Genomic DNA, 26,798 nt, shown 5'->3' with positions numbered 1-26,798 from the left:
ACCAGTTGCCAAAGCCAGATTCGAACCCTCTTCGACGGCGATCGCGCGGCTGACGCAGCGCCTTGCCTTATCGATCTGGCCAAATCCGCCATGTAAATCGCTTCTCGGCGGTGTCTCGCCGTGCCTCTCGCTTGGCCACGATGTCTTCAGGCCCACCGAAATGTGCCTTGTACCTTGAAGCAAGGTACTGGGTTCCCCAGAAGGCGCTGGCCGCAAACGCACATGCGATGACGAAAGCCGTGCCGCGCAACCGCCACGCGAGCCCTGACTTGTCGATGAGCGACTTCATGCGTGCGCCGATTGTGAAATCGAAAAAATCCTGCTCCACGCACTGCCGCGCTCGCCATTCCAGCAGCCCCCAAACCGGGCCCGCGCCGAGCACGCAGGCGACCGCGCCATACCAGCCGCCGGGCCACTGCGTCAAAGTGGCTGCACAGGTTCCCAATGTCAGCAGCCCCACCCAGTAGACGCCCGGCTTGAACATTCGGCCTCCGAACAGCTTCCCCAGCACCTTTTCCAGTACCGTCGAGGCCTGGGCGACATAGCGGTCGTCAACGAGGTTCTTATAGTGAGAGCGCACATCCGCGACGGCCTCCTCGAAGTTCTTCGATGCGAGAACGCCTTCGGCGATCTTCATGTTGATCTCCGATTCCAAGAAGGCAGTCGCGCGCTCGAGCAGAAGCTCTCGTGCATCGACGCTCAAGGACGTGGATTGCACGCAGGACTGCAACTCGTGGAGGTCCTTGGCGAGCAGGTGTCCGACGATGTTCTTGAAATCAAAGACTTTCTGCTGCTTTCCAAACGCATGAACCGAAAATGAAGCCTTGCCCACGGCGATCTGCGCCCGAGTCACTTCCACGCTCACCGGATAGGCGCTGCTGACAGCACGTTCGTCATGGCGGCGATGGGTAGTGCGGCCACGCCGGCCATAGTCAGGCAGGCTCTTCACATCGATATGTGCTCGCGCGAGCTCCTTGGCCTCCTCGTCGCTGTGCTGCAGCGTCAGCTGATCGTGCGAGGCAATCTCACAGCTCAGTTGACCCAGGCAGTGGCGGCATCCCGTGGCCGCGCAGTGCTGGCAGTCCACTGTTCCTGTTGCACCGCAGGTGCCGCAGTTGCACACCCCTCTGCCTGCGCAACTCGAGCACTGGTTCCTTCCGTCATGCTGGCAATAGGTGCACTGCACCTTGCCGCCGCTACAAGCCATGCATTGGACCGTGCGCCAGTCGGTCCGTGTGACATACGTTTTGGCCCCGCTGTCCCAGACGTCTCGGATGTAGCTTTCGCTGTAGTTCCCTCTTCCGCTACATCGGCTGCAGTCACGCTTGCTGGTGCCATAGCAGATCGTGCAGCTGATGCGCCCTTTGCCGTGGCACGGGACACATTGAACTTCGCCTTCGCCACTGCAATTGCGACAGCGCACTTCGCCCCGGCCACTGCAGACGCCGCACTGATATTGATGGCCAAGCATGTGCTCGAAGCCGCTCAGCACGTCTCCGCGCGGCAGCAGGCGCCGATAGGTTCCATCGTCGCGACTCGCCCACGCGTCGATGCGTGCAGGCAGTTCCTCGATGCATCGCTCGTGCATTGCCCGCAATCCTTGCAGCATGGCCTGTTCCGACTGCACCACCTGCACACCGCCGGGCAGCGGCCCAGCACGGTCGTTGGTCTGCACCGTCACGCCCACCTGTTGACTCAGCATCAACGTGCCCTGCATCGCCGAGCTCGTTTGCTCGCATTCCTCACTCAGATCGGCACTGCGGAATCGCGTGTTTTCTTCCACGTGGCGGCCCACAGTCAGCGTCAGCGATCCTGGTGTTCTGCTCGAAGTGCCCGTGCCCGTGCCCGTGGCCGGGGCGCGGGCGGTCTTCGCATTTGCAACTGCTTGTCCTGCCGGCGCCGCCACGCTCCTCCCGGGCTGGGTTTCCCCTGCCTTTCCTGAAGGCTCCATCTCACTCACTGCTTCGCTTGTCATGGTGCTCATCTGCGCCTTGGCTGAACCGTGTCATTGGGGTGTTTCGTATCCATAGTCCAGACCGCGCAGAACCCGGTTGCGAACGCCTTCATTGAAGGGGTATGCGTAAGCCTGTCCGACCGCAACCACATGCATGGCGTTCAGTGCAATGGAACCGGTCAAAGCGCGCACACCGGTCGAGTTCGCACGCGCTTGCGCGCCCAGATACATGTAGATCCGGCTGCTGGTGACGTCGTTGTTCATCACGCTCAGTACGGTCCAGAAGGACACCACCGTGACGACGGGTACAAGCCATGTCCATCGATTGAGCGCCCGGACCTTGCCCGATTCGGACCCGCTGCCCAGCGCTTTAACGCCTAAAAAGAGCAGCTTGGCCAGGTGGCCGATCGCACCCAAGAGCGAGCACAGGAGCGCGATGGGGGGAACAAGAGCAGCCCGCGCCGCATCGCGACCTAGGCTCTCGTTGATGCCGCCCGTCTCGAACGAATCCAGGGGAGCCGTATACCGCTGCAGTTGCTCTGCGGCCAACGCCTGCACCAGTGGCTTGTAGAACCGCGCGACAAACTGCTCGCCGGACTCGTAGCTCGGCGCCACCACGACCCCGGCCGGCAACTCGAGCTGTCGTCGCAGATCGGCCTGAATTGCGGGATGCAGTACGAAGTCCTTGTATTCCAGCCCGCCCGGCACGCGCTGTCCACCCACCCGAATGGAGCCATCGGACCTGCGGCGTGCCTGATCCCTCACTTGCTCGTCGACCGCCTTGTAGAAGCCAAGACGATCGTAAGGCTGCCAGTCACCCGGGATCGGCAGGTCTCTACGGACCTGATTGGCGACTGCGGGCCGGTAGCGGGCCGGCACCGTCCATGGTTTCCAGCCCCGGCGGGCGAGATCGCGCTCGTAGCGCACCCACGCGTCGTGTTGCTGGCGCCTGACCTCCTCATCGAGCTGCGGACTCGTCCCGTTGGCGTAGTTGGTCCACTGCTTGCGAACCTCCTTCATGGTCGCGCTGTAGCTCTCATAGACTCCGCGCGTCCCATGGAGCTCGCGCCCGGCCTGCTGTTCCAGCAAGGTTTGTTTTGCGTTGTCGATCTTCTCGTCCAGGCGCTCGATAGAGCTCGAGAGCAGGGGAAACAAGGCGAGGAAGGCCTTGCCCTCTGGTCGTGCGAAGACCTGCGCGTCTTCGTGGCTGAGGCCATCGAGTTGCGCTCGTCCTTGCACCATGGCTCGCTGCACCAGGACCAGGTTCATGGCCTGGCGTCGAAACCGTGCGGTGCTGTTGTGAACCAGGGAGTCCACGACGAACTGCAGAGACAAGTAAACACCTCCGAGGGTCAGCAGGCACCAGAAGGTGATGCCTATGACCCCTGGGCCTTCGCTGAGGCTTCGCGACGATCGCAGGAGAAACTGCAGCACGAACAGTGCCGCTGCAATGCCCGAGAGCAGTCGGCCATACACCTCGATGTGGTGCACTTGATCGATCGACGCAGCACCGCCGACCACGTCGAGCAGGCGGGCGTTGAAGGCCAGTTCGAAGGTGAGGTAGATCGCCGTCAGGACGATCAGGCCGAGCGTGGTTGGACGAGACATGCGAAATCACTGAGCGCTAAGCGGACCGAACTAGTCGTCTAGCTTGATGCGAACCTGAGAGTCCGGTGTGTCCTTGGGAATGACAAGGTCCGGTGCCGGCGGTGCGGTGCGAGGCGCCGGGCGGCTCGGTCGAGGTGGGTCCGCGGCGACGGTCGTCGATGACCGTTTCCCGGCATCCGGCGATGCTTTGCGCGGCCGGGCATCGTCCCCAGACTTGTTGGATTGCCGCGTGGGATTGGCCTCACGGGCAGGCTCGGGAGGGCGCGGGACTTCCTCGCGGATCATCCGTCCATCCACATAGGTGAAGCGCTTGACAGTTCGCTGAAGTGGAAACTCCAGCGAGAGCGACCCCCCTTTCTCCACGATGTTCGGTTTGCCCTGGCAATCGCCGTAGGCATCCCATGTGGAGGTTTCGGGCCCCCGCACCGAGATCAACTGATACGCGTATGGGCAGTTGGAGAGGGCCTTTTCCAGCAGTACCGTTGCGCGCTCGCCGATCTGGTCGATACGCACGATGCGCACGGCGCTGCCTCGCCCCACGGGGATGGACTTCTGGATCATGTCTAGCCGTAGGACGTACTCGCCATTGAGCAGGCGCAAAGTCCCCGGGTTTCCATTGGGCAGGCGAAAGACTTCCAGGATCTGGCCATTGCGAGCCGCATCCGCTGCGATCTCCGTCTGGCTCGCCCCTTTGGATCTGGGCGGTGCGCACCCCGCGAGCAGCAGGAACAGGGCGGCCCATGACGCGCAAGCGAGGAGCACCTTGGCGAGCGCGCGCAAGCGAAGCGGCGCTCGATACGCTGGCGCGCGTGCACCACCCACACGTTCTGGCAAGAGCGTGGTCGGATGAAGCGCGGGACCAAGCGAGCTGCCAACGAGAAGGCGAGTCGCGGCTGCCTTGCGCTGCATGCCAGCGACGGACGAAGGATTCATGGTAACAACTGTACTCAACACTAAGCGGTGCTTAGTAACACTTGTTACTACGTTCGACTATCCCGCGCGCTTCACGTTTGCCAACTTCGTCACGCGCCGCGCTGAATTCACGCGCCGGCTGCATGGGCGGTCACGCTCGAATCGCGCGGGCGAGGAGCCTTCGGCTGTTGGAAAAAGCGCGCTCGGACGTGCCGCTAGAGCCCGCCAGGACCCGAGCGATGGACCACGCGGCCGATGATGGAGACGCCCTTCGCATCAGCCGCCGACAGCTCGAGCGTCGGAAACAGCTGGCTGTTGTTCGCCTCGATGCGAAGGCGCCCGCCTGGCAGCCTGAAAAGGCGGCGCACGCGCTCCTGCCCCTCGTAGAAGATGACGTAGGTTCGGCCATCAACCACCTCGGTCCGCTCAGTATTCACGACGAAGTAGTCGCCGGGATAGAGCACCGTCTCCATGCTGTCGTCGCTGGCCTGCGCCCACGCCAGGGCGGCGGGCCTGGACTCGTCGTAGCTCATCCAGCCCGTTGTAAAGGTGAGCACGTCGTGCTTCACCAGCTTGATTGACACTTTTCTTCTTCCTCTCGTCGCCCCGTCCGGGCCACGCTCGACATGAAGTCGAGGCAGCGCCACATAAGACCCCTCTGGTAGTTTTTCCGGGTGCTCCCAGCTCCTGTGCGGCTGGGTGATCGCATCGCTGGCGCCCCGTGCCCGTGTCGAGCCGCTGCCGTTGAGTCCGCCGAGTCCGGTGGGAACCGGCTCGCCCTTGCCGGAGCGCACCCATTCGTGGTTGACCTTGTCAAGCGGAAGAGCGGACAGGATCCGCTCCGTGTACTCCGAGCGGCGGCTGTCTCGACGCAGCAGCGCATTGATCGCCGCCGCGGGAACATTGGTTGCCCTGGATATCTCAGGCGCCCGCAAGCCTGCCAATTGCAGGGCGGTCTTGAGGCGGGCGCCAAGATTCATGCCTCGATCGTAGCAAAGGGAGACGGCATGGCCGCCCGCTCAGCGCCTTGCCGCTGCGTGCCGTGGCGCCAAAGAACCCGCTACTGCGCGTCGTTCACGATGCTATTCACTTGGCAGTTGTGTGACTTAGTTGCCCGGCGCCCTTCCGGGGACAACACCTTAGTAGTAACTATTGTTATCGACATCTTCAGTGTCGTAGTTACATTTGTTTCCAGGATTTCCTCGGAGAGAGGGGGATCTTGGCGGAGTGCAGGCGTGAGGAACGATCTCTCAAGCTCGCACGCCGTCAGTGGCGGGACAAGCATCCGGCTTGTTCCATTCGGCAGTCTTAGAACGATTCAATCATGACCCAATCTGCAGCAGCGACCCATGAAGTCACCCAAAGCAAGACGCTCGCGATCCTTGCCCACCTAGGTGGGCTCTTCACCAGTTGGCTCGCCCCCTTGATCATCTATCTGATCAGCAAGTCCGATCCCTCTGCGCAGTTCAGCAGCGCCAATGCCAAGGAGGCCCTGAACTTCCAGCTGACCGTGATCGGGTACTACATTCTGTGCTTCGCCCTGTCATTCATCGTGATCGGAATCTTTCTCTTCTGGATCGTCATGTTGGCCAATCTCGTGCTGTGCATCGTCGCATCCGTCAAGGCCAGCAACGGGACGCCATTCCGCTACCCGCTGACGATTCGCTTGATCAAGTAGGCCCTTAGAGCCAATCGAGGGTACTCGAAGCCAGGCAGTGTGCGCAGCGCCCTAGTGGGTTCGGGCCGTGCATCCCGGTGCCCGCCTCCGCGACGCCCGGCGAATGCGCGCACAGCCTTTCAACGGCATGGATGGTGTGCAGCGGCATGGCCTTCCCCCAGTGATTCCGATCAAGCGCATCCTGCGAGTGCGAGGCCTGAGGCGCCGTTCTCGGAGTTCGCGAGCTGCCACGTCACCTGCTCGAACCCTTGGGATGCAACACGGTGGGCCCATCGAAGCCAACCTCATCAGAAATTCAAGACAGTCGAACAACAAGCATGCAAGAAAACCGCGCAATCTCACGTCCCGGTCGTTTTTCCCCCTTGGCTTGCGCCGGAGTGCTCGCCATGCTGGCGGGCTGCGCCGTGCCGCAGGCCAAGCAACCCGCGCAAGCGCCTACACCTGCACCTCAGGCTGCCCCTCAGATGGGCCCACCGTCCGGTGGCATCCTCGTTCCGGCCAATACCGATCCGAATGCTGCCAAAGGCAAGAAGCCGCTGGACTACACCGCCGTCGTAAAGATGCTGCAAAAGGGCGCCGGCGACGAGGACAAGGAGCTCGGACGCGACATCCTCTTTCCGGCGATGACCGCGCCGGAGAAGCGTACAGGCTACATCGACATCAATCGCAGGAAGAGCATCTTTGCCCAATGCACGGCCAGCCCCAATCTGGCCAAGGGCAACATGGTCGGGAACCTCATCGGCTTTGAAGTCTTCGATGACTACCCGCCGGCATTCATTCTTCGATTCTCGAACTGCCGCCCTGCGGCATCGACCTCTCGCAAAGGGCCAGCTTCACCGGCCCGTTGAGCACCTGGTCCAGACCTCCGAAGACGGAGATCTTCTCGCTGCGCTCGGAGATGCCAAGGACCCTTTGCGCCTGCAGGATCTCGACGACACGAAGACCGTCGGACTGCAAGAGCAACTCGTGTCCGACCACGCGGCCCACTTGAACCACGTCATCGCTACGGCGCTTACCAGGCAGCACGAACGCCGCATCCTGATTCCTGGTTTCCGCAGCTTCGCCGACTGAGCGCGCGACGCGTTTGCCGTCGCCGAATCCAGGATGTTGGCCGCACCCTGGGCGATCACCCCTTGCAGGAGACGATAGCGATGACGGGTCATCGGAGCACGGACCCGGTGGCGGGGCATTTTCGGGCGGGGACCGCCCAGGTGAGCGCGGTTGCGCGGATGATGGACGCGGGGAGACAGGATTCCGACAAGGCCTGAACGGCTCGTTCGGCCGTCGAGTGCCGTACGATGAACATTGCAAAGCTCGTCAACCAGCGAGCAGATCGGAGAAAGAATGCGAAACTTCCTTTGCTCAATCGTCGGCGCGCTTGCCATCTCGATGCTCGCGGGATGCCAGCATCCGGCGCCAGGTCCCTCGATCGGCGTCGGCAATCCCTATCCCGTCAGCAACTACGTCTGCGACGGAACACGCCTGGCCGTGCGCTTGATGGGAGAGCGCGCATCGGTCTCCGTTGACGGTGCTCCCGCCATCGACCTTCCGGCGATGGGACAGTCGGGGACCCGGTTCTCCAACGGACGCCAGACGCTGCTCATCGAGCAGGGTCGCACCTCGTGGGCCGTAGGGCGCGCCATGCCGGTCCCGTGCACCGGCGGCTGACGCGCAATCACACATCAGGCGATCAAGGATTCATGGCGACCCGCTGCTGCCGCTGGTCGCGCCAGCCCTTCGACCTGAACCCGGACCGTCGACGCGACACCCACCTCTCTTCCTGTTCGTGGTTGCTGAGGCTGGTGATGACAGTCTGCGCGAGAACCCTAAGTTCGGGGAACTGGCTCTCCATCATCAGCGTGGCCTCGCCGGCAACCAGAGGTGAAAGCCTGCTCCTTGCTGGTCGAGTCCCGTGGTCAGGGTCACGCGTCCCCCACTTCGAGCGGCCGCCTGACGGACGATGGCAAGTCCGAGCCCTGTGCCAGGCGAATCGGGATCTTTGCCACGATGGAAGCGCTCGAAGATTCGCTCCCGCTCGGATTCTGGAACGCCCTGGCCATCGTCTTCCACCGAAAGACGCAACCCGCCGCCTTCGTCGCGTTGCAAGGTGACCGTCATCCGCGTGGCGCCGCGCGCGTGACGGATGGCGTTGTTCACGAGATTTTCGAGGATTGACTGGAATGCAGGCGCATCGATCTCCGCCATCAGGCCGTCTGGCGCATCGAGATTCACCTCGATGCCGAGTGCCATCGCCTGAGGCGCCGCATTGGCCAGCAGTTGCCGCGTGAGTTGAGACACGTCCATCCGCTGAAGCGGGGACTGCCGCGCCTCGTCCAGCGACGCCAGCTCGAGCAGCTGCTGCGTGAGGTGCGATGCCCGCGCGATGGCTCGTTCGAGATGTCCCTGCGCACGGGTGCGGTCTTCGCTGTTCGCGGCGCCCGAAAGCGCGTGCGCCTGCGCAGCGATCACGGCCATCGGCGTACGCATCTCGTGTGCCGCGTCGTGAACGAACGCGCGTTCGCGGGCCACCTGATCCCGCAGTTGCCGGAGCATGTCCTCCAAGGCGGCCACCAGCGGCTTGAGTTCGGCGTGGCGCGGCTCGATGCCGAGGGGCGAAAGATCGCCCGCACCGCGTCGCGCGATTCGATCGGCCAGTTGTCGCAGAGGCCGCAGGCCGAGCCTCACCGCCAGCCAGATCGGTATCAGGACGATCGGGAACGCAAGGAACAGGTAGGGAAGGACGCGTCGCGCATTGCGTTCGAGAATCCACTGCCCGGTGATCTCGGGCTCCGCAAGATGAAGCGTCCAAGGACCAGCCTCGCTGCGATAGACCCAATAGGTCTTGCCATCGATCGGCTGCGTGACCACCTGCAGCGCAGTCCCGGAAAGCACCTGCGAGCCCAGCGCCGGCGATGAGAAGAGCAGCCCGCCGCCGCGACGGTCGAGCTGCAGCAGCAGGCTCCCTTCGGGATTTCCACTCAGACGGAGCGACTTGTATTCGGTGGCCGTCGCCCTGATGAGGATGCGTGCCTTCGCATCGTCTCCGTCGAACTCCTCCATGGCCGAAGTCAGCGCGCGTCCCACGCGCTTGAGCCCCTGGTCGACCGCCAGGGCCTGCCTGAACTCGAAATAGATGTAGGCCAGCATTGCGGCCCACACCAGCACGAAGGCCATCAACAGTGCGAGAACCACGCGCTGCACGATGGTCGGACGCAGGAGCGCCTTCATGTCTCCAGCATGTAGCCCACGCCGCGAACCGTACGGATGCGGTCGCTGCCGATCTTGCGTCGCAGGTTTGACAAGTGCACCTCGATCGCGGCGAAATCGAGCGGCTCGCCGAGCGGTTCAAGCCTTTGCGCGAGCACGCCCTTTGCGACGACCGTGCCAGGCTCGCGGGCAAGTTCCACCAGAAGCCGGAACTCCCGCGGCGAAAGGTCCAGCGGTGCACCGTCGAGCAACGCCCGGTGCTTGCGCGGCTCGATCGAAAGCTCGCCGAGCGCCCATACGTCGCTGGCCTGTCGTGCGGAGCGGCGCAACACCGCCCGAATACGGGAGATCAGCTCCGCGGCGGCGAAAGGCTTGATCACGAAGTCGTCGGCGCCGCCGTCGAGTCCGGCGAGCCGGTCCTCGATGGCCGAGCGTGCAGTGATCACGATCACCGGCAGCGAGCAGTCCTCGCGGCGCCAGCGGTGCAGCAGATCCAGGCCGCTGCCGTCGGGAAGCGAGAGGTCGAGCAACACGCAATCGAACTGCGTGGCATCCGGCACGCGGGGCGCGTCGGCCACGCGGCGGCGCCATTCGCTGGACAGTCCGTCGACCTTCAGCGCAGCCTGCAGGGCGCGGCCGAGGTCCAGGTCGTCTTCGATGAGCAGGATGTGCACGGCCGCGATTGTGCATGGGCGACCTTTGGCTTTCCCAAAGGTTGGCCGCGCCAGAATGCGACCCCTGCACCTCAAAGAGCCCCCACATGAGACAAGCCATGGTTGATGGATCGCGCCTGCTGGCCGGAGTGGTCATTCTTTTGGCATTGCTTGCGCTCGGCGGCTGCGCGACGGCACCGACCGCTCCCGTGCTCACCCAGGCACAGAAGGCTGGCGACCTTCCCCCGCTGGTGCCGCTGCGGCGCTTCGTCGCGAACGTCGACTACCTCGACGGCCATTCGTTGTCGCCGGATGGATCGAAGCTGCTCTGGGTCCAGACGGTCGGCACGGACGTCGGGCTGGCGGTGCGGCCGAGCGAAGCCGCGCCCGATGCGTCATCGGTACGCACCTTTGCAACGGGGACCTTGGCTCGCCCCTTCGTCTCCGGCCCCACCTATTCGTGGCTGGCAGATGGCCGGCATGTCGCCTACATCAAGGATTTCACAGGCGACGAGAACACCCAGCTCAGCAGTGCGCCCGAGGCAAGACCCTGGGCCGTGACGCCCTGGCCCGGCGTGCGCTCGACCTTCGTCACACGCGGCGACCCGGGCAGCGCGCGCTTCTACTTCACGAGCAACGGCCGCGACCGCAGCAGCATGGATCTGTTCGAGGCCGACGCTGCAACGCGCACTGTTCGCGAGGTCGCGCGCAGCGAACCGGACAGCCGCGTTGTCGGCTGGTTCATCGGCACCGACCGGCAACTTGCCGGACGGTGGCGGCAGCTTGGCAGCGCCGACGGCTCGGACGTCGCGGTGGAGATTCGGGAGCCTGACGGCAGCTGGAGGCGATTGCGCACGGTGAAGGGCTTCGACTTCTTTGCGCTTCATCGCATCGATCCCGAGGGCGGGCGGCTCTGGGCCATGACCAACATGGGTCGCGACAAGTCCGCGCTGGTCGAGATCGAACTCGCGAGCGGCCGGGAGCGCGTGCTGGCCGAAGATCCCGAAGTCGACCTCGACTATGCCCAGTACCCACCCGTGCGGGGGGCACCCTTCGGCTATGCCAAGGAACCCGGGCTGCCGCGCTTCGTGTACCTCGATGCGGCGCTCGGCGACGAAGTGGCGAAGGCGTCGCAGACTGCGCGCGAACGCGGGTGGCTCGATGCCGAGCCTGTACTGGTCCGCCCATCGAGCATGTCGGAGAACGGCCGGCGCATGGTGCTGCGCGCCACGACGGGCGACGAGTCGGTGGAAATGCTGCTGGACCGCGAGACGGGCAGGCTCAGCCGCCTGACCCCGCCGCGCAAGCCCGATCCCGGCCTCTTCTCGCCGATGCAGCCCTTCGCGTTCAAGACATCCGACGGCATGACCGTGCATGGCTACGTCGTACGCCCGCGCGGCGTTGCCGGTCCCGCCCCGCTGGTGGTCGACATCCACGGCGGACCCTGGGCGAGAGACAACTGGCAGGCCGCAGGCTTCACGAATACGCAGATGCTGGCCAACCGCGGCTATGCGGTGCTGAAAGTCAACTACCGCGGCTCCACCGGCTATGGCCGTTCCTTCATGCTGGCGGGCGCGCACGAGTACAACGGCCGCATGCAGCGTGACATCGCCGAAGCGGTTCAGTGGGCGATCGACCAAGGCATCGCCGACCCGAAGCGCATCGCGGTGATGGGCGGCAGCTTCGGCGGCTTCTCGGTGCTGGCGCAGCTGATCCAGAAACCGCACGACTACCGCTGCGGCATCGACATCGTCGGCGTGGCCAACTGGCCGCGCGTGATCGAGAGCTGGCCGCCGTTCTGGCGCAATCGACACATGTTCGCGATGACCTACGGGGACGTAGGCAAACCGGACGAGCGTGCGGCCATGCTCGCCAACTCGCCGATCTCGAGCATCGACCGCATCACCGCGCCGCTGCTGGTGATCCACGGTAGCAACGACGTGCGGGTGCTGCGGCAGGACTCGGACGACGTGGTGGCCGAACTGCGTCGGCTCGGTCGGCCCGTCCAGTACATGACGTTTCCGGACGAGGGGCACAGCGTGCGCAAGTGGCGCAACCGCCTGGCCCTGTGGCGCGAGGTGGAGGACACGCTGGCCACGTGCCTGGGCGGGCGGAGTGCTGGCTTTGACTACTACGAACTCATGCCACGCCAGGTGCGCTAGCAGGCAGTCGGGCGCGAGACCTTCGAGACCACTTCAGATGGCCCGGCGAAGCGCGCGCACACCCGGTTGCATTCGACCAGCAGCGGTTCGCCAGGCCGTAGTCGGCCACAACCGGGCATCTCACGTTAGGCGCTGACAAGACAGAATCGCCCATCAGCTTATTCAGCGGAGCGGAAATCTTGAATCTCGGCTTCCTCACCATTGAGCAGCATGACCAGATGGTCGATCTGCTGGCGCAGTTGCACGCCCACTACCACCCTGGCTCTCGCTTGCCACGGGGAACGTTCAACGCGCATCTACAGCGCCTGTGCAGCGGCGACTCGCAGCTTCAGCTGGTCACGGCATCTCAGGACAACCGCTTGCTCGGGTTCGCAGCCGTTTACCTTGTCGCTTCGCTGGTGGAGCCGGAGCCAGCCAAGCGGCTCCAATGCGCATTGAAGGAGCTTTTCGTCGCGCCTGAAGAACGGAGCCGAGGGGTCGGGCGTGCTCTGATGAAGTGGGTTGCGCGGTACGCACTTGACCAAGGTTGCTGGCGAATTGACTGGACGGTCAAGTCTTCCAACGCTCGAGGAATCGATTTCTATGAGCGTCTTGGAGCACAGTGGGTATCTGACCGCTTGAGCTTCCGATTGGAGCGTTCCGGCGTGTCTTCGGTTGCAGCTCCCTGATGCTGCACTCGGCCAAGAGCATACGGTCAACTGGCTGCGGGTGTGTTTGCATTGGCGCCGGCTACGCCCGATGTTGCGGGCGAGCGCTTCCTTTGCCGGGTAGAGCTCGGAGAAGGTCAGGTTCGTCTGGCCTGGCCGCCTTCTCTTCGAACGTCACGGCGGTCACGGCGCCATCGTCGCTTTTCCTCAGTGGTGCATCCCAGCGCCGCACCCGGACGCAATAGCGATGCTTCCCTTTCGGGCAACCGCTTTGCCCTTCCAACCGATTGCGACAACGCCCAGGCGCGCAAGAATGCATGTGGCTCAGGTGCGTCGTGGAAGATGCGCATCAAGCCAATCCAGTAACCGCCAGTCCTAACTCCTTGCTCCGTACAACGATCTCGAGGAACGTCATGCCTTCGATCCAACGACTGTCCCTGTCGCTGACCGCCGCGATCGCCCTCGCCGGCTGCGCCTCGGGCCCGCCATTCATCGACCAGATGCAGCCCGAGGCGATCTCCATGGCCAAGCGGCGGGCGCAGTTCGAGCTCAACTGTCCGACGTCGACCGCCGAAGTCCTGTCGCGCGAGACGATCCAGCCGCTGGTCCAGACCTTCCGCTTCCAGGGCACCGTGCGGGCCGAATACACCATCGGCATCGCGGGCTGCGGCCAACGCACGACCTATGTGGTGATCTGTCCCGAAAACGGCAACAGCTGCTTTCCGGCCGGTTCGCGCGCGGGCATCCTGCAATAGGGGCACCGCGGCCTCCTCAGTGCGAGGCTGAGAACCCCCGGTACTGCGCGAACGACGCCACCGGATCGCGCTCGGGCAGCCAGCCGTTCTCGGGGGCCTCGCGGTCGGCGTGGCCCAATGCCATGCCGCACACCACCATCCGATGCGGCGGGATGTCGAGCAGTTCTGTCAGGAGCCTGGGCATCATCGCCCAGGCCATCTGTGGACAGGTGTCGAGACCGTGCACGCGCGCAGCGAGCATGAGGTTCTGCAGGAACATGCCGTAGTCGACCCAGCTGCTCTGCGCAAGCCGCCGGTCGATCGTGAAGATCAAACCCACCGGCGCATCGAAGAAGGAGAAGTTGCGCGCATGCTGCCGCTGCATTGCGGCCTTGTCGCCGCGCGCGATGCCCAGCGATGCATAGAGCGCCAGGCCGTTGCGACGGCGGCGTCCCAGGTAGGGCTCCACCCATTCGGGCGGGTAGATGTCGTACTCGCTCGCATGCAGACCCTGCTCGTGATGAAAGGCGTGCTGTGCGCGGTCGCACACGCGCTGCCTTTCCTCGCCCGCCAATGCGATCACCTGCCAGGGCTGGATATTGGTCCCGCTGGGCGCGCAGGCCGCCAGCGCAAGGATCTCGGCCAACGTGGCCTGCGGCACCGGCGTCGGCAGGAAGGCGCGCACAGAGCGCCGGCCGCGCATCGCGGCCGCTGCATCCATGTTCAGACCGAGCGCCACTGGTCGCCCCAGAACTTGGCGCGCACGTCCTTCTTGAGCAGCTTGCCGACCGCACTGCGCGGCAGCGAATCCCAGAACTCGACAGACTTCGGCGCCTTGGTGCTGCCGAGCTGCGCCTTGCAGATCGCGATCAGCTCGGCCTCCTCGAGCGTCTGGCCGGGCTTGAGCTGCACCACGGCCTTAACCGCCTCGCCCCACTTCTCGTCGGGCACGCCAACCACGATGCAGTCGAGCACCGCGGGATGACCCTGGATCGTCTTCTCGATCTCCACGGGGTAGATGTTGAAGCCGCCCGAGACGATCATGTCCTTGATCCGATCCACGATCGTGACGAAGCCGCGCTCGTCGACAACCCCGACGTCGCTGGTGTGATGCCAGCCGAAGGTCGAGACGGCGGCCGACTCCTCGGGCTTCTTGTAGTAGCCCTGCATCGACATCGACGAGCGCACCACGATCTCGCCGCGTTCGCCGGCAGGCAGCAGATTGCCCTCGGGATCCATGATGCCCACGCGCACCACGCCGACCGGCTTGCCGGCCGCGCGCACCGCGGCCTCGTCGAAGCTGCCGTCGGCGTTGAGGTAGTCGGAGGGTCGTTTGACGAGGATCGGGATCAGCGTCTCGGTCTGGCCGAAGCCCTCGTACATGATCGGGCCGAACACGCGCACCGCCTCCTTGAACTTCTCGGGTGCGATCGGTGCCGCGCCGACGATGAAGCAGCGCAGCGAGGAAAAGTCGGTCGTCTTCGCACGCGGATGCGCGAGCAGTGCATAGACCGCAGTCGGCGGCAGGAACAGGTGCGAAACCTTTTCCTTTTCGATCGCGTTGAAGATCGCGTCGGCATCGAAGCCCGGCAGGATCACCGTGGCGCAGCCGCGCGCCGCGAAGCCCAGCACGATCAGGCCAGCCGCATGCGTCAGCGGTGCGATCACGAGATGGCGCGACTCGGGCCCGACCGGGAACTCGCTCGAAAGTGCGAGACCCATCATCTCGAGCGTGCGATGCGTGTGGACCGCGCCCTTCGATGGCCCGGTGGTGCCGCCGGTGGGTTGCAGGAAGGCGACGGTGTCGGGCTGTTCGCAGTCGTTGCGGAACGGGGTCCGGCAGCCTTCCAGCCAGTCCTGCATGGCGATGCCGTGCTCGGACGCGCCGTCGATGCAGACGTAGAGCCTGGCCTTCGACAGCCTGGCCTTGAGCACCGGAACGCAGTCCGCGAACTGGCTGTGGAAGAAGACGATGTCGGCATCGAAGTACTCGAGCACCTCGGCGTTGGTCTCGATGGTGTTCTTGATGTGGACCGACAGCCAGGCCATGTCGGCCAGGTTGATGCCCAGGTGCAGCAGCGTGACGCGGTAGTCGTTGGGCGCGTAGATGGCCACATGCGTGCCCGCGCCCGCAGCCCTCTCGCGCTGCAGCGCATGGGCGATCGCATGCGCGGTGCGCTGTGCTTCGGCGAAGTCGATGCGCGTGGCGCCATCGACGAAAGCCAGGTTGCCCGGGTATTGCGCCGCGGCGCCATCGAAGTAGTCGGCAATTCTCATGGTTTGTCTCTCGTTCTCTGGTTGTGTGGGAAAAGGCCGCTCAACGGGCGCGCAGGCGGGCCGCGCCGTCGAGGCGGATGGTTTCGGCGTTCACATAGGCGTTCTCGACGATGAAGGCGCAGCAATGGGCGAACTCGCGCATGTCGCCGAGGCGTCGCGGCGCTTCCATCTGCTCCTTGAGCGAGTCGAGCACCTTGGCATCGAGGCCCGCGACCATGGCGGTCAGGAACAGGCCCGGCGCGATCGCGTTGACCCGCACGCCGATGGCGCCGAGCTCGCGCGCCGCGGGCATGTTCATGCCGATGATCGCGGCCTTCGACGCCGCATACGCGGCCTGACCGACCTGGCCTTCGTAGGCCGCGCCGGAAGAGACGTTGATCACCACGCCGCGCTCCTCGCCGACCTCGGGCTCGTTCCGCGCCATCTGCTCCGCGCACTTGGACATCACGTTGAAGACGCCGTTGATGTTGACCGCGGTCGCCTGCGCGAAGCGTGCGAGTGGTGCGGCCTTGCCCTCCTTGCCGAGCAGCTTGAAGCCGGTCGGGATGGCGGCACCGTTGATGCAGACGTGGATGGCTCCGAAACGCTGCATCACCGCATCGACCGCGGCCTGCACCGATTCCTCGCTCGCGACGTCGGTCTGCACGAACAGCGCATGCTCGGCACCGAGCTCGGCCACGGCCTGCTGGCCGGCTTCCTCGTTGAGGTCGAGGATCGCGACGCGGGCGCCTTTTTCCTTGACCATGTAGGTGGCGGTCGCCAGGCCCAGGCCCGAGGCCCCGCCCGTGATCACGATGGTCTTGTCCTTGATTCGCATGTCGGCGGCTCCGTGGGTTCAGAAGGCGTTGACGCCGGTCAGGGCGCGCGCGATGAGCAGTTGCTGGATCTGGGTGGTTCCTTCGGGGATCGGCGCCACGATGGCTTCGCGGGCCAGCTTCTCGACCAGGAATTCGCGCGTGACGCCGTTGCCCCCGTGGATCTGCACGGCCTGGCGCGCCACCGTCACGGCGGCCTCGCAGGCGAAGTACTTGGCCATCGCCGCCTCCATCTCCGCCGGCACGCCGGCCTGGATCATCTCGGCGGCGCGGTAGACGAGCAGGCGCGAGGCGTCGACCTGGGTCGCCATCTCGGCCAGCATGGCGGCGATCAGCTGGTGGCCCGCGATCACCTTGCCGTGCTGCTTGCGCTCTCCTGCATAGCGCACCGCTTCCTCCAGCGCGCGGCGTCCGATGCCGAGCCCCTGCGCCGCCACGAAGACGCGCGAGCGCTCGAACATCGACAGCGTGTTCTTGAGCGCCTCGCCCTCGTTGCCGATCATGTTCGTGGCCGGCACGCGCACGTCGTTGAGGAAGATCTGCGCCGTCGACTGGCTGTTCCAGGCGATCTTGTGGATGTCGCGCACCTCGTACGGATGCTCCTTGCGATCGAGCAGGAAGTGCGTCAGGCCGCGGCGCGGATCGTCGCCGGTGCGGCAGGTGCAGATCAGGAAGTCGGAGTAGGAGCCGTTGCTGATCCAGGTCTTCTCGCCGTTGAGCACGAAGTGGTCGCCGTCGCGGCGCGCGCGGGTCTTGATCTCGAGCACGTTGGAGCCGACGTCGGGCTCGGAGATGCCGATGCTGCAGAACAGCTCGCCGCTCACCAGGCCCGGAAGGTAGCGTTCGCGCAGGGGCTGCGGCGCCAGCTGCTGCAGCATGTAGGCGCCGAAGGAGTTGATCAGCACCGGCACCGAGAGGTCGGCCGAGGTGGTCGCGACTTCCTCGAACAGCATGATCATCGTGAGCCAGTCCAGACCCATGCCGCCGTGTGCCTCGTCGACCGTGCCGGATATCAGGCCGAAGCGCGACAGCTCGCGCATGACCGCGCCCATCTGCGCCTTCGGCACGAACTTGTCGCGGTACTCCTTGTTGAAGAGTGCATCGACCTCGGCGGCCAGGAAGCGCTTGAGCCCGTCGACGGCGGCCTGCTGCTCTTCAGTTCTGATGACGTGTCCCATGTGTGTGTCTCCGTGTGCTGGTTACTGCTTGCCGAGGATCGTGATCGCGACCACGGCCTCCTCGATGCCATAGAGGCCGCCGCCGTTCTCCTGGATCGCGATGCGCGCGCCGTCGACCTGTCGCTTGCCGGCTTCGCCGCGCAGCTGGGTGACCAGTTCGTGCAGCTGGCCCAGGCCCGTGGCACCGATCGGGTGGCCCTTGGATTCGAGGCCGCCCGAGGGGTTGATCGGGATCCGGCCGCCGACCGTGAAGTCGCCGCGCTCGGCTGCCGGGCCGCCTTCGCCGAATGGCACCAGCATCAGGGACTCGGCGTTGAGGATCTCGCCCATCGCAGTGGCGTCGTGCACCTCGGCGACGTCGATGTCGGCCGGCGAGACGCCGGCCTGCTCATAGGCCTTCCTCGCGCCCAGATGGGCCACGATCCTGTGCGGCTCGTCGATGCCGCGCGTGCTGCCGGTCTGCACCACGCTGGCGAGCACGCGCACCGCGCGATGCGCCTCGCCGCGCATGCGCCTGAGGCCCTCGGCGTTGCACAGCACCACCGCGGCGGCGCCATCGCTGATCGGCGAGCACATCGGCAGGGTCAGCGGATAGGCGATCGGCGGCGCGGCCAGCACCTGCTCGATGCTGCAGGGCTCGCGGTACTGCGACAGCGGGTTGTGCACCGAATGCTGATGGTTCTTGGCCGCCACCGCGGCGATCTGCCGCTGGGTCGTGCCGTAGGTCTGCATGTGCTGGCGGCAGAAGGCCGCGTAGACGTCCATGAAGACGCTGTAGGGCTTCTCGGACATGGTGCCGGGCGGCGGCACGATGGCCTGTCCCATCGCCATCAGCGCGGCGCGGTTCTCCTCCACCGTCGCCACGTCCCAGCCGCCGTCGAAGGCGCCGAACATCTTCGCCTTGTCGGGGATGTTCATCTTCTCGGCGCCGACCGCGAGCGCGATGTCGCAGCTGCCCGCGCGCAGCGCCATGGTCGCGAGGTTGAAGGCCGAGGAGCCCGAGGCACACGCGTTCTCGACGCTGAACACCGGAATGCCCTCGATGCCGAGCCGCCGCATTGCGATCGGGCCGGGAATCGCGGTCTGGCCCTGGAACTGGCCGTTGGTCAGCGTCGAATAGAAAGCCGAGCCGATGTCGCCGATGCCGCAACCGGCATCGGTCACGGCGAGCAGCACGGCCTCCTCGACCATGTCGTAGACCGTGCGGTCGAGCAGGCGGCCGAAGGGCGTCATGCCGACGCCGGCGACGTAGATGTCGTTCATCTGGGGTTTTCCTTGCAAGGTGATCGGGAGCGCTTCAGCGGCCCGTGAACTTCGGTGCCCGCTTCTCGGCGAAGGCCGTGAGACCCTCGTGGAAGTCGGCCGTGCGCATGTGCCGGCGCAGCATCACCTGCTCGTGCAGCAGCGCGTCGGCACCGGTCTTGTCGGCCGAGGCGCGCGCGACTTCCTTCATGCGTTGCAGCGCGATCGGGCTCTTCCTGGCGATGTGGCGCGCCAGCTCGAGCGCCGCCTCGGGCAGGGCCGCATCGGCATGCACTTCGCAGACCAGCCCGCAGGCCTTCATCTGGTCGGCCGTGAGCGACTTGCCGGTCAGGAGCAGGTACATCGCCATGTTGAGCGGCACCAGCCGCGGAAGGATGGCGGCACCGCCGGCACCCGGGTAGACGCCGAAGTTGGCATGGGCGTCGGCGATGGTGGCGCTCTCGGCCGCGACCACGATGTCGGCGCACATCGCGAGCTCGAGGCCGCCGGCCATCGTCACGCCGTTGAGCGCCGCAATGACCGGCTTCGGAAAGCTGCGCAACCGGCCGAAGACCGTCTCGGCGCGGTCGAGGAAGTCGGCCTCGCCGGGTGCGAGGCTCGCGCCCGCGAGCACTTCCTTGAGGTCTGCGCCGGCGCAGAAGGCCGGCCCGTTGCCGGTCAGCACCAGCACGCGGATCTCGTGGTCGGCCGCGATCTCGGCCAGCCGATCCTCGAGCTGCGCGAGCGTCGCGAGGTTCAGCGCGTTCATCGCGCGCGGCCGGTTCAGTGTCAGGCGCGCGACCGCGCCGAAGGCCTCGCAGATAAGGATGTCGTCATTCATTTCTTGTCTCTCTTCATGGCCTTCCGATGGCTTCGGAAGTGCATGGAGGGATGCTAGAAGCGGCATCCCCGCGCCACAGGTCATTGCAGCGGTTTCGCAGGTCCTGGGAATCAGGCGAGCGCGAAGCGCGATGCGTCGCGCTCGTAGCTGCGCGCCGCCGACAGGAACAGCGCGGCGGCCGCGAACGACACCAGCGGCGCGACTGTCAGCGCGGTCTTGAGGTCGACCAGGTCCGAAAGCAGGCCGACCAGGAACGGGCCCGGTGCGAGGCCCAGCAGGCTCGCACCGAGCACCGCGGTTGCGGTGACCGTGGCGCGCACCGCGGGATGGGTGACATCCATCACGATCGCCACCGCGCACCCGCCGTGCGCCACCGCGAACACGGCGCCCGCGAAGAGGAGGCCCAGCGCGAGGCCGCTCGGCGGCAGGCCGAAGCCGGCCATGAGCAGCAGGCCGCAGATCGCAGCGTAGGCCGCGGGCACGACCGCCCGCAACCGCGGCCGCCCGTGGCTCAGGCGATCCGAGAGGCCGCCGCCCAGCAACACGCCGAGCCCGGCAGCGAGCACCACGCCCGCCGCCATCAACGCCGCCCTGCGCGGCTCGAAGTCGTAAAAGCGGTGCAGGAAGGTCGGCATCCAGGCGATCAGGATCGAGGGTATGGCCATCTGCAGCCCGAAGGCCACGAAGCTCAGGTTGCCCGAACGTGCGACGAACACCTGCCGCACCAGTTGCGCGAGCGCCGGCCGGTTGCTGCCTCGGGCGCCGAGAGGTGGTGCGACGTAGTCGCGGACCACGAACGGATAGGCGAGCGCGAGCAGCAGGCCCGGCGCTCCCACCACGAAGAAGGCCGCGCGCCAGCCGTGCTGGCTCGCGACCGCGCCGCCGATCACCACGCCGAGCACCGAACCGAACAGCCCCGCCGACTGGAATGCGCCCTGGATCGCCGCGCGGCGGCCCACCGGGAACACATGGGCCAGCAACGCGGCTCCCGCGGCGGCGTAGGCCGCCTCGCCGACACCGACGACGGCGCGCGCCAGCAACAGCTGCGTGTAGTTGGAAGCCAGGCCGCAGGCGATGGTCGCGAGGCACCAGACGAAGGCCATCAGCGTGATGCTCCGGACCCGGCCCCACCGATCCGCGAGCAGCGACAGCGGCAGCGTGAGCACGCCCACCACGACGGAGACGACGCTGACCAGCGCACCGAGCTGCGCGTCGGACACCCCCCAGTCGGACTTGAGGAACGGGAACACGGCGCCGATCACCTGGCGCGAGAGGTAGTCCGACAGCATCAGGCCGAAGGTCAGCGCGAACACGGCCCAGGCGTAGCCGCCCGCCGCGGGCGTCGCGCCGGGCCGCGAATACGAAGCACTCATCGCGAACTGCCCCCGGGGGACGGTTCCGCCAAGGTGGCGGATGCATCGGCATCGCCGGCCGGCCCGTGCCCGAGGAAGATCTTCATGATCAGCTGCTGGATGCGCGAGCCGTAGGGCGGACGGAACAGGTGGATCGGAAACCAGCGACGCACGGTGAACACCGACTTGGCATGCGACAGCGCCCGGAAGCCCTCGGGCCCGCGCCAGCTGCCCATGCCCGAGTTGCCGCTGCCGCCGAAGGGCAGGTCGCACTGGAACACATGCCAGGCCCAGTCGTTGATCGTCATGCCGCCCGCGTGCACGTCGCGCGCAAGGCGCCTGGCCTCGTCCGCGTCGCTGCCGTAGTAGTAGAGCGCGAGCGGTCGCGGGCCGGCCGTGACAAGGGCGACCGCGTCATCGATCGAATCGCAGGCCAGCACGGGCAGGATCGGATTGAAGAGCTCCTCCTGCATGATCCGCATCCGCGGCGACACGTTCGTCACGATCTGAAGCGCGATGATGCGCGCGCCGTCGCCTGCGCCGCAGGAAGTCACGGTGGCGCCCTTGGCCACCGCGTCGGCGAGCAGTTCGCGCACGCGATCGGCATGCCGCTCGGAGGCCATGCTCGTGTACTGCGGGTCCTTCACCGGGTCGGGCACCATGCGCTGGAACTCGCGCAGCGTGGCAGCGACGAATTCGTCGATGCGCTCGGGCGGCACCAGCGCATAGTCGGGGGCGACGCAGGCCTGTCCGCTGTTGAAGAGCTTGCCATGCGCGATCGACCGCGCGACGGTCGACATCGAGGCCGATCGGCCCACGATCGCGGGCGACTTGCCGCCGAGCTCCAGCGTGACCGGCGTCAGGTTCGCGGACGCGGCACGCATGATCTCGCGTCCGACCGCGGGCGATCCGGTGAACACGATGTGGTCGAACGGCAGGGCCGCGAAGGCCCGGCCGACCTCGACGCCGCCGCCGAACACCGCCACCTGCTCCTCCGGAAAGACCTCGGCCAGCATGCGGCGCAGCACCTCGGTGCAGCGCGGCGAGAACTCCGACATCTTGATCATCACGCGGTTGCCGGCCGCGAGCGCGGCGACCAGCGGGCCGACCGACTCCACCACGGGGAAGTTCCAGGCCGCGATCACGCCGACCACGCCCTTGGGCTGATAGACCACGCGCGCGCTGTTGCCCAGGAACATCCAGTCGACGCCGCGCCGCGCGCTGCGCATCCACTGCCGCAGATGGGCGATCGCATGGTCGATCTGCAACGCGGGCCCGAGCACGTCGAGCATCTTGCATTCGGACTCCGAGCGGCGGCCGAAGTCCGCGCTCATCGCATGCGCGAGCGGGTCCTGCCAGCGCTGCAGCGCAAGCCGCAGCGCCTTCAGGTCGCGCCGGCGCTCGGCCAGCGCAGGGTAAGGCGCCGCGAGGCAGGCCTTGCGCTGCAGCGCCAGCGTGCGCTGCAGGGTGTCGATGGCGGCGTCAGCCGAGTGATCGGTCGTCATGCGACCACCTCAGAGCGTTGCGGTTGGAGACGCACGATGGACGCGGCCGCGTCGTCAGGAGCGACCCGGACGGCAGCGGCCTTGATCATGTCGGCCGCCTTCTCGGCGATCATCACCGTCGGCGCGTTGGTGTTGCCCGAGACGATGTCGGGCATCACCGACGCATCGACCACACGCAGACCGCCGACACCCTTCACGCGCAACTGCGCATCGACCACGTCGTGCGCACCGTTGCCCATTCGGCAGGTGCCAACGGGGTGATAGGCGCAGTCGGCGTTGGCGCGCACCAGCTGCTCGATCTCGGCGTCGGTCTGCGCCCAGGCCGAACTCTTTGATTCGCGGCCGCCGAAGCGTGCGAGCGCAGGCTGCCGCATGATCTGGCGCACGCGCTTGAAGCCGCGCACGAGGCAATCGACGTCGCTCTGCTCGGACAGGAAATTGGTGTCGATCACCGGCGGCGCCATCGGGTCGGCGCTCGCGATCGTGACGCTGCCGCGCGAGCGCGGTCGCAGCATGCCGGCATGCACCGAGTAGCCGTTGCCGAACAGGATCCTGCGTCCGTGGTCCATGATCTTCGCGACCACGAACACGACCTGAAGGTCGGGGACGCTCTCCTCGGGGCGCGTCCTCAGGAAGCCGTTGCCTTCTGCGAAGTTCGTCGTCAACATGCCGCGGCGGTGCCGGGCCCAGTGCACGAGGCCCTTGAGCACCGACCATGCGCTCGTGAGCGACAGGCCGATCAGGCCGCGCGAGGCACCGCCCTCGTAGGTGTGGACCAGGTCGATGTGGTCCTGCAGGTTCTGCCCGACGCCCGGGGCGTCGAGCACCAGCGGAATGCCGTGTCTGCGCAATGTGTCCGCCGGCCCGATCCCCGAGAGCATCAGAACCTGCGGCGATTGCAGCGCGCCGGCCGCGAGCAGCACCTCGCGCCGCGCAGTCACGCGCCGCGCGACGCCCTGTGCATCCAGGTAGTCGACCGCCACGGCGCGCCGGTCCTCCATCACGATGCGCGTGGTGTGCGCGCGCGTGATGACGCGCAGGTTGGGACGCGCGAGATTCGGCGTCAGGTAGCCCTTGGCGGTGCTGCAGCGTTCACCGTTCTTCTGCGTCACCTGCGTGAGGCCGACGCCTTCGAGGAAAGCGCCGTTGAAGTCCGGGTTGGGGCGATGCCCGGCCTGCACTGCGGCCTCGACGAAGGCGCGCGCATAGACGCTGGGCTCCATCACGTCGGCCACGTTGAGCGGCCCGCCCGCGCCGTGGAACTCGGAATCGCCCCAGAACTCGTTGTTCTCGGCCTTCCTGAAATACGGGAGGACGTCGGCATAGCTCCAGCCCGCGTTGCCGGCCGCGGCCCAGCGGTCGTAGTCGGTGCGGTCGCCACGGATGTACATCATCCCGTTGATCGAACTCGATCCGCCGAGCGCCTTGCCGCGCGGCTGGTAGCCAATGCGGCCGTTCATGCCCTTGTTGGGCTGCGTCTTGAAGGCCCAGTTGAAGATCGGATAGGGCATCACGACCGGCAGACCGGCAGGGCACTGGATCAGCGCGCTGTGGTCGGGTGCGCCGGCCTCGAGCAGGCAGACCTGCACCTCGGGGTCTTCGCTGAGCCGCGCCGCGAGCACGCAGCCCGCGGAGCCGCCGCCGATCACGATGTAGTCGGCCGCGCGCGGATCGATCTGCACGGCAGAGGCTGAGGAAAGGGTCGCTGAATGCGTCATGGCGTGTAGACGATGTGGACGTCGGCGATGCGGCCGTTGAAGCGGAACGGGGCGCGCTCGGCGTAGGCGAGCGAGACCGGCGAGCCGAGGTCGACGCCGATGTCCAGGGTCTCGCTGGCCGTGAAGGCCAGCGGCGCGGTGAAGGGTGCGCTGCCGCGTGCCACCTCGACGCCGTCGATCCGCATCACGAAGGTGGCGGGCGCGCCCGGCGCCGGGCCGGCCATCGCGGTCTGCAGCTCGATGCGGCGCACGCCCGGCTCGACCGGCTCGGCGCTGCAGAGGCGCGTGCGCATCACCGTGAGGCAGTTGTATTCGAAGTGCAGGTGGCCCGCGTCCATGTAGAGCGCGAGGCCGCCGGCCATGCCACCGAGTGCGTAGAGCACGCCCTCACCTTCCGCCGGCACCGAGAGTTCGACGGTCACCGTGTTACTTCGTGCGCGCAGGTTGGGTGCACAGAATTCGGGCAGCCGAGTCACGTCGGCATTGAAATGCCATTCGGTCTTCGTGGTGCCGATGCGGGCCGCGGGGTTCAGCAACGGCCCGAGGCCGGCACCGATCGGATACACGTGGTTGGCGCGTGCCTCCGAGTCGAACAAGGCCTGCAGCTCGGCCAGCTTCTCGGGATGCTGCGCGGCCAGGTCGGTGGCCTGCGAATAGTCGCTGCCGAGCCGGTACAGCGACCAGACATCCTCGTCGGGATTCCAGTTGGCATAGGCGGCCGCGGTGGCCGAGAGCCAGGGCAGGCGCGGACCGAAGACCGACGCCATCCAGCCGTCCGCATAGATGCCGCGGCTGCCGAAGATCTCGAAGTACTGCTGCGCCTTGCGGGTCGGCGCCTGCGCATCCGCGAAGCTGTAGGCCAGGCTCAGGCCGTCGAGCGGGTCCTGCGCGACGCCGTTCACGGCAGCCGGCGGCACGATGCCGATCAGCTCGTAGATCGTCGGCGCGATGTCGTTCACGTGGTGGAACTGGCCGCGCACCGCCGGGTCGGCTGCTATGCCACGGGGCCACGACACCGCCATCGGCACCCGCGTACCGCCGAAGTAGCCCGCCACCAGCTTGGTGCCCTGGAACGGGCTCTCGCCGGCCCAGGCCCAGCCCGCGTGGTACATGTTCGCGACCCGCGGGCCGCCCAGCGCGTCGAGGCCGCCGTACTGCTCGTCGAGTATCTTCATCTGCTGCGCGAACGGGATCGGCACGCCGCTGATCGAGAGGATCTCGTTGATGGTGCCGCCTGCGCCCTCGGCCGAGGCGCCGTTGTCGGACAGCACATAGAAGATCAGCGTGTTGTCCCGCAGCCCGAGCCGCTCGAGCTCGTCGACGATCTTGCCGGCCTGCACGTCGGCATGCTCGAGGAAGCCCGCATAGACCTCCATGAGGCGCGCCTGGTAGCGACGCTCCTCGATCGGCAGGCTGTCCCAGGCGGCCAGTGTGCCGGGCCGCGGCGTGAGCTGGCTGTCGGCCGGAATCCAGCCCATCGCCTTCTGCCGCTCGAAGGCTTCCTCGCGGTAGACGTCCCAGCCGCCGTCGAAGCGGCCCTTGTACTTGTCCGACCATTCGGCGAAGACCTGGTGCGGCCCATGCACCGCGCCGGGCGCCCAGTACATGAAGAAGGGCTTCTCGGGCGCCAGCGCATGCTGCTCGCGCAGCCAGCTCGTGGCCTGCGCGGCCAGGTCCTCGCTCAGGTGGTATGCCGGGTCCTTCGGCGGCTCGATCGGCGTCGTGTTGCGGTAGAGGCTCGGCTGGTACTGCGAGGTCTCGGCCGCGATGAAGCCGTAGAAATGATCGAAGCCGCAGCCCGTGGGCCAGCGGTCGAACGGGCCGGCGGCCGAGGTGTGCAGCGCCGGCGTGTTGTGCCACTTGCCGAAGGCGGCCGTGCTGTAGCCATGGTGCCCGAGGACCTCGGGGATCGTCGCCGCGCTTCTCGGGATCTCGCCCGTGTAGCCGTCGAAATCGCTCGCGAACTCGGTGATGGTGCCCGATTCGACCCGGTGGTGATTGCGCCCGGTCAGGAGCGAGGCGCGCGTGGCCGAGCAGATCGCGGTGGTGTGGAAGGCGTTGTAACGCAGGCCGGTGTCGGCGATGCGGCTCAGCGTGGGCGTGTGGATCGCGCCGCCGACCGTGTCGGCGTGGGCGAAGCCGACGTCGTCCAGCATGATCACGAGCACGTTGGGCGCATCGCTGCGCAGCGCCGTCGCGCGACTGCGCCACTGGTGGGTCGACTCGGCGAGGGTGCGGCCGGCCACGCTGGCGCTCGGCGTCCTGGCGAATGGAAGTTCGCCGTCGCGGGAATGCTGACTCATCCGTCTGTCTCC

Annotated in this window: 23 protein-coding genes; 7 read left to right on the top strand and 16 right to left on the bottom strand. The window is 66.4% G+C overall.

The annotated features are described in order from the left end of the window. Positions 1-67 precede the first annotated feature (67 nt). From QTH87_RS23525 to QTH87_RS23510, 4 genes are all read right to left on the bottom strand, one after another. Positions 68-1,984 (bottom strand): DnaJ-like cysteine-rich domain-containing protein, encoded by a 1,917-nt coding sequence (locus QTH87_RS23525; RefSeq protein WP_286612532.1) that lies wholly within the window; start codon positions 1,982-1,984, stop codon positions 68-70. A gap of 21 nt (positions 1,985-2,005) precedes the next feature. Further along, positions 2,006-3,562 (bottom strand): hypothetical protein, encoded by a 1,557-nt coding sequence (locus QTH87_RS23520; protein ID WP_286612530.1) that lies wholly within the window; start codon positions 3,560-3,562, stop codon positions 2,006-2,008. A gap of 30 nt (positions 3,563-3,592) precedes the next feature. Then, positions 3,593-4,495, bottom strand: coding sequence for a hypothetical protein (locus QTH87_RS23515; protein ID WP_286612528.1), 903 nt, complete (start codon positions 4,493-4,495; stop codon positions 3,593-3,595). A 194-nt stretch (positions 4,496-4,689) separates the two neighbouring features. Further along, the gene (locus QTH87_RS23510; RefSeq protein WP_286612527.1) at positions 4,690-5,454 is read right to left on the bottom strand and encodes a S24 family peptidase; all 765 of its coding nucleotides are present in this window, start codon (positions 5,452-5,454) and stop codon (positions 4,690-4,692) included. A gap of 344 nt (positions 5,455-5,798) precedes the next feature. Between QTH87_RS23510 and QTH87_RS23505 the strand changes: the two genes are divergently transcribed. The 4 genes from QTH87_RS23505 to QTH87_RS23490 all read left to right on the top strand — a co-directional run bounded on the left by QTH87_RS23505 (position 5,799) and on the right by QTH87_RS23490 (position 7,820). Continuing rightward, positions 5,799-6,152: a DUF4870 domain-containing protein gene (locus QTH87_RS23505; protein WP_286612526.1), complete on the top strand. Its 354-nt coding sequence runs from the start codon at positions 5,799-5,801 to the stop codon at positions 6,150-6,152. A 317-nt stretch (positions 6,153-6,469) separates the two neighbouring features. After that, positions 6,470-7,000 (top strand): hypothetical protein, encoded by a 531-nt coding sequence (locus QTH87_RS23500; RefSeq protein WP_286612525.1) that lies wholly within the window; start codon positions 6,470-6,472, stop codon positions 6,998-7,000. A gap of 64 nt (positions 7,001-7,064) precedes the next feature. Next, positions 7,065-7,223, top strand: a complete 159-nt coding sequence (locus tag QTH87_RS23495; protein ID WP_286612523.1) for a hypothetical protein — start codon at positions 7,065-7,067, stop codon at positions 7,221-7,223. A 273-nt stretch (positions 7,224-7,496) separates the two neighbouring features. Next, positions 7,497-7,820 carry a hypothetical protein gene (locus QTH87_RS23490; RefSeq protein WP_286612522.1) on the top strand — a complete coding sequence of 108 codons (324 nt, stop codon included), beginning with the start codon at positions 7,497-7,499 and terminating at the stop codon, positions 7,818-7,820. A 186-nt stretch (positions 7,821-8,006) separates the two neighbouring features. Here the strand turns inward: QTH87_RS23490 and QTH87_RS23485 are convergent, their stop codons facing one another. Further along, complete coding sequence (locus QTH87_RS23485; protein ID WP_286612520.1) at positions 8,007-9,380, bottom strand: sensor histidine kinase; 1,374 nt, start codon at positions 9,378-9,380, stop codon at positions 8,007-8,009. Next, positions 9,377-10,033, bottom strand: coding sequence for a response regulator (locus QTH87_RS23480; protein ID WP_286612519.1), 657 nt, complete (start codon positions 10,031-10,033; stop codon positions 9,377-9,379). Before QTH87_RS23480 ends, QTH87_RS23485 begins: the two co-directional genes overlap by 4 nt. Positions 10,034-10,047: 14 nt before the next feature. On the opposite strand from QTH87_RS23480, the gene QTH87_RS23475 reads away from it, so the two are divergent. The 3 genes from QTH87_RS23475 (at position 10,048) to QTH87_RS23465 (ending at position 13,576) form a co-directional block, all read left to right on the top strand. Then, positions 10,048-12,174, top strand: coding sequence for a S9 family peptidase (locus QTH87_RS23475; RefSeq protein WP_286612655.1), 2,127 nt, complete (start codon positions 10,048-10,050; stop codon positions 12,172-12,174). A 179-nt stretch (positions 12,175-12,353) separates the two neighbouring features. Then, positions 12,354-12,842, top strand: a complete 489-nt coding sequence (locus QTH87_RS23470) for a GNAT family N-acetyltransferase (RefSeq protein ID WP_286612518.1) — start codon at positions 12,354-12,356, stop codon at positions 12,840-12,842. A gap of 392 nt (positions 12,843-13,234) precedes the next feature. Then, a complete protein-coding gene (locus tag QTH87_RS23465; protein ID WP_286612517.1) occupies positions 13,235-13,576 on the top strand; it encodes a hypothetical protein in 342 nt (113 codons plus the stop codon). 16 nt (positions 13,577-13,592) lie between these two features. Here QTH87_RS23465 and QTH87_RS23460 read toward each other — a convergent pair whose 3' ends face one another. From QTH87_RS23460 to QTH87_RS23415, 10 genes are all read right to left on the bottom strand, one after another. Next, positions 13,593-14,294 carry a nitroreductase gene (locus QTH87_RS23460; protein ID WP_444812833.1) on the bottom strand — a complete coding sequence of 234 codons (702 nt, stop codon included), beginning with the start codon at positions 14,292-14,294 and terminating at the stop codon, positions 13,593-13,595. Next, entirely contained in the window at positions 14,279-15,832 is a 1,554-nt protein-coding gene (locus QTH87_RS23455) for a class I adenylate-forming enzyme family protein (protein WP_286612515.1), read from the bottom strand. Before QTH87_RS23455 ends, QTH87_RS23460 begins: the two co-directional genes overlap by 16 nt. Positions 15,833-15,872: 40 nt before the next feature. Beyond that, positions 15,873-16,649: an SDR family NAD(P)-dependent oxidoreductase gene (locus QTH87_RS23450; protein WP_286612514.1), complete on the bottom strand. Its 777-nt coding sequence runs from the start codon at positions 16,647-16,649 to the stop codon at positions 15,873-15,875. An 18-nt stretch (positions 16,650-16,667) separates the two neighbouring features. Next, positions 16,668-17,825, bottom strand: coding sequence for an acyl-CoA dehydrogenase family protein (locus QTH87_RS23445; RefSeq protein ID WP_286612512.1), 1,158 nt, complete (start codon positions 17,823-17,825; stop codon positions 16,668-16,670). A 21-nt stretch (positions 17,826-17,846) separates the two neighbouring features. Further along, on the bottom strand, positions 17,847-19,088 hold the full coding sequence (locus QTH87_RS23440) for a thiolase family protein (protein WP_286612511.1): 1,242 nt from the start codon (positions 19,086-19,088) through the stop codon (positions 17,847-17,849). Positions 19,089-19,122: 34 nt separating this feature from the next. Then, positions 19,123-19,908, bottom strand: a complete 786-nt coding sequence (locus QTH87_RS23435; protein WP_286612510.1) for an enoyl-CoA hydratase/isomerase family protein — start codon at positions 19,906-19,908, stop codon at positions 19,123-19,125. A 110-nt stretch (positions 19,909-20,018) separates the two neighbouring features. Then, the gene (locus tag QTH87_RS23430) at positions 20,019-21,281 is read right to left on the bottom strand and encodes an MFS transporter (protein WP_286612509.1); all 1,263 of its coding nucleotides are present in this window, start codon (positions 21,279-21,281) and stop codon (positions 20,019-20,021) included. After that, a complete protein-coding gene (locus QTH87_RS23425) occupies positions 21,278-22,765 on the bottom strand; it encodes a coniferyl aldehyde dehydrogenase (RefSeq protein WP_286612508.1) in 1,488 nt (495 codons plus the stop codon). Before QTH87_RS23425 ends, QTH87_RS23430 begins: the two co-directional genes overlap by 4 nt. After that, positions 22,762-24,483: a GMC family oxidoreductase gene (locus tag QTH87_RS23420; protein ID WP_286612507.1), complete on the bottom strand. Its 1,722-nt coding sequence runs from the start codon at positions 24,481-24,483 to the stop codon at positions 22,762-22,764. The genes QTH87_RS23425 and QTH87_RS23420 overlap by 4 nt, the downstream gene beginning before the upstream one ends. Next, entirely contained in the window at positions 24,480-26,786 is a 2,307-nt protein-coding gene (locus QTH87_RS23415) for an arylsulfatase (RefSeq protein ID WP_286612505.1), read from the bottom strand. Before QTH87_RS23415 ends, QTH87_RS23420 begins: the two co-directional genes overlap by 4 nt. Positions 26,787-26,798: the final 12 nt, after the last annotated feature.

It is taken from the genome of Variovorax jilinensis, assembly GCF_030316885.1.
GTDB lineage: Bacteria > Pseudomonadota > Gammaproteobacteria > Burkholderiales > Burkholderiaceae_C > Variovorax > Variovorax jilinensis.
Note: the sequence above shows the minus strand (reverse complement) of the source record. Positions and strands in the feature narration are given on the sequence as shown.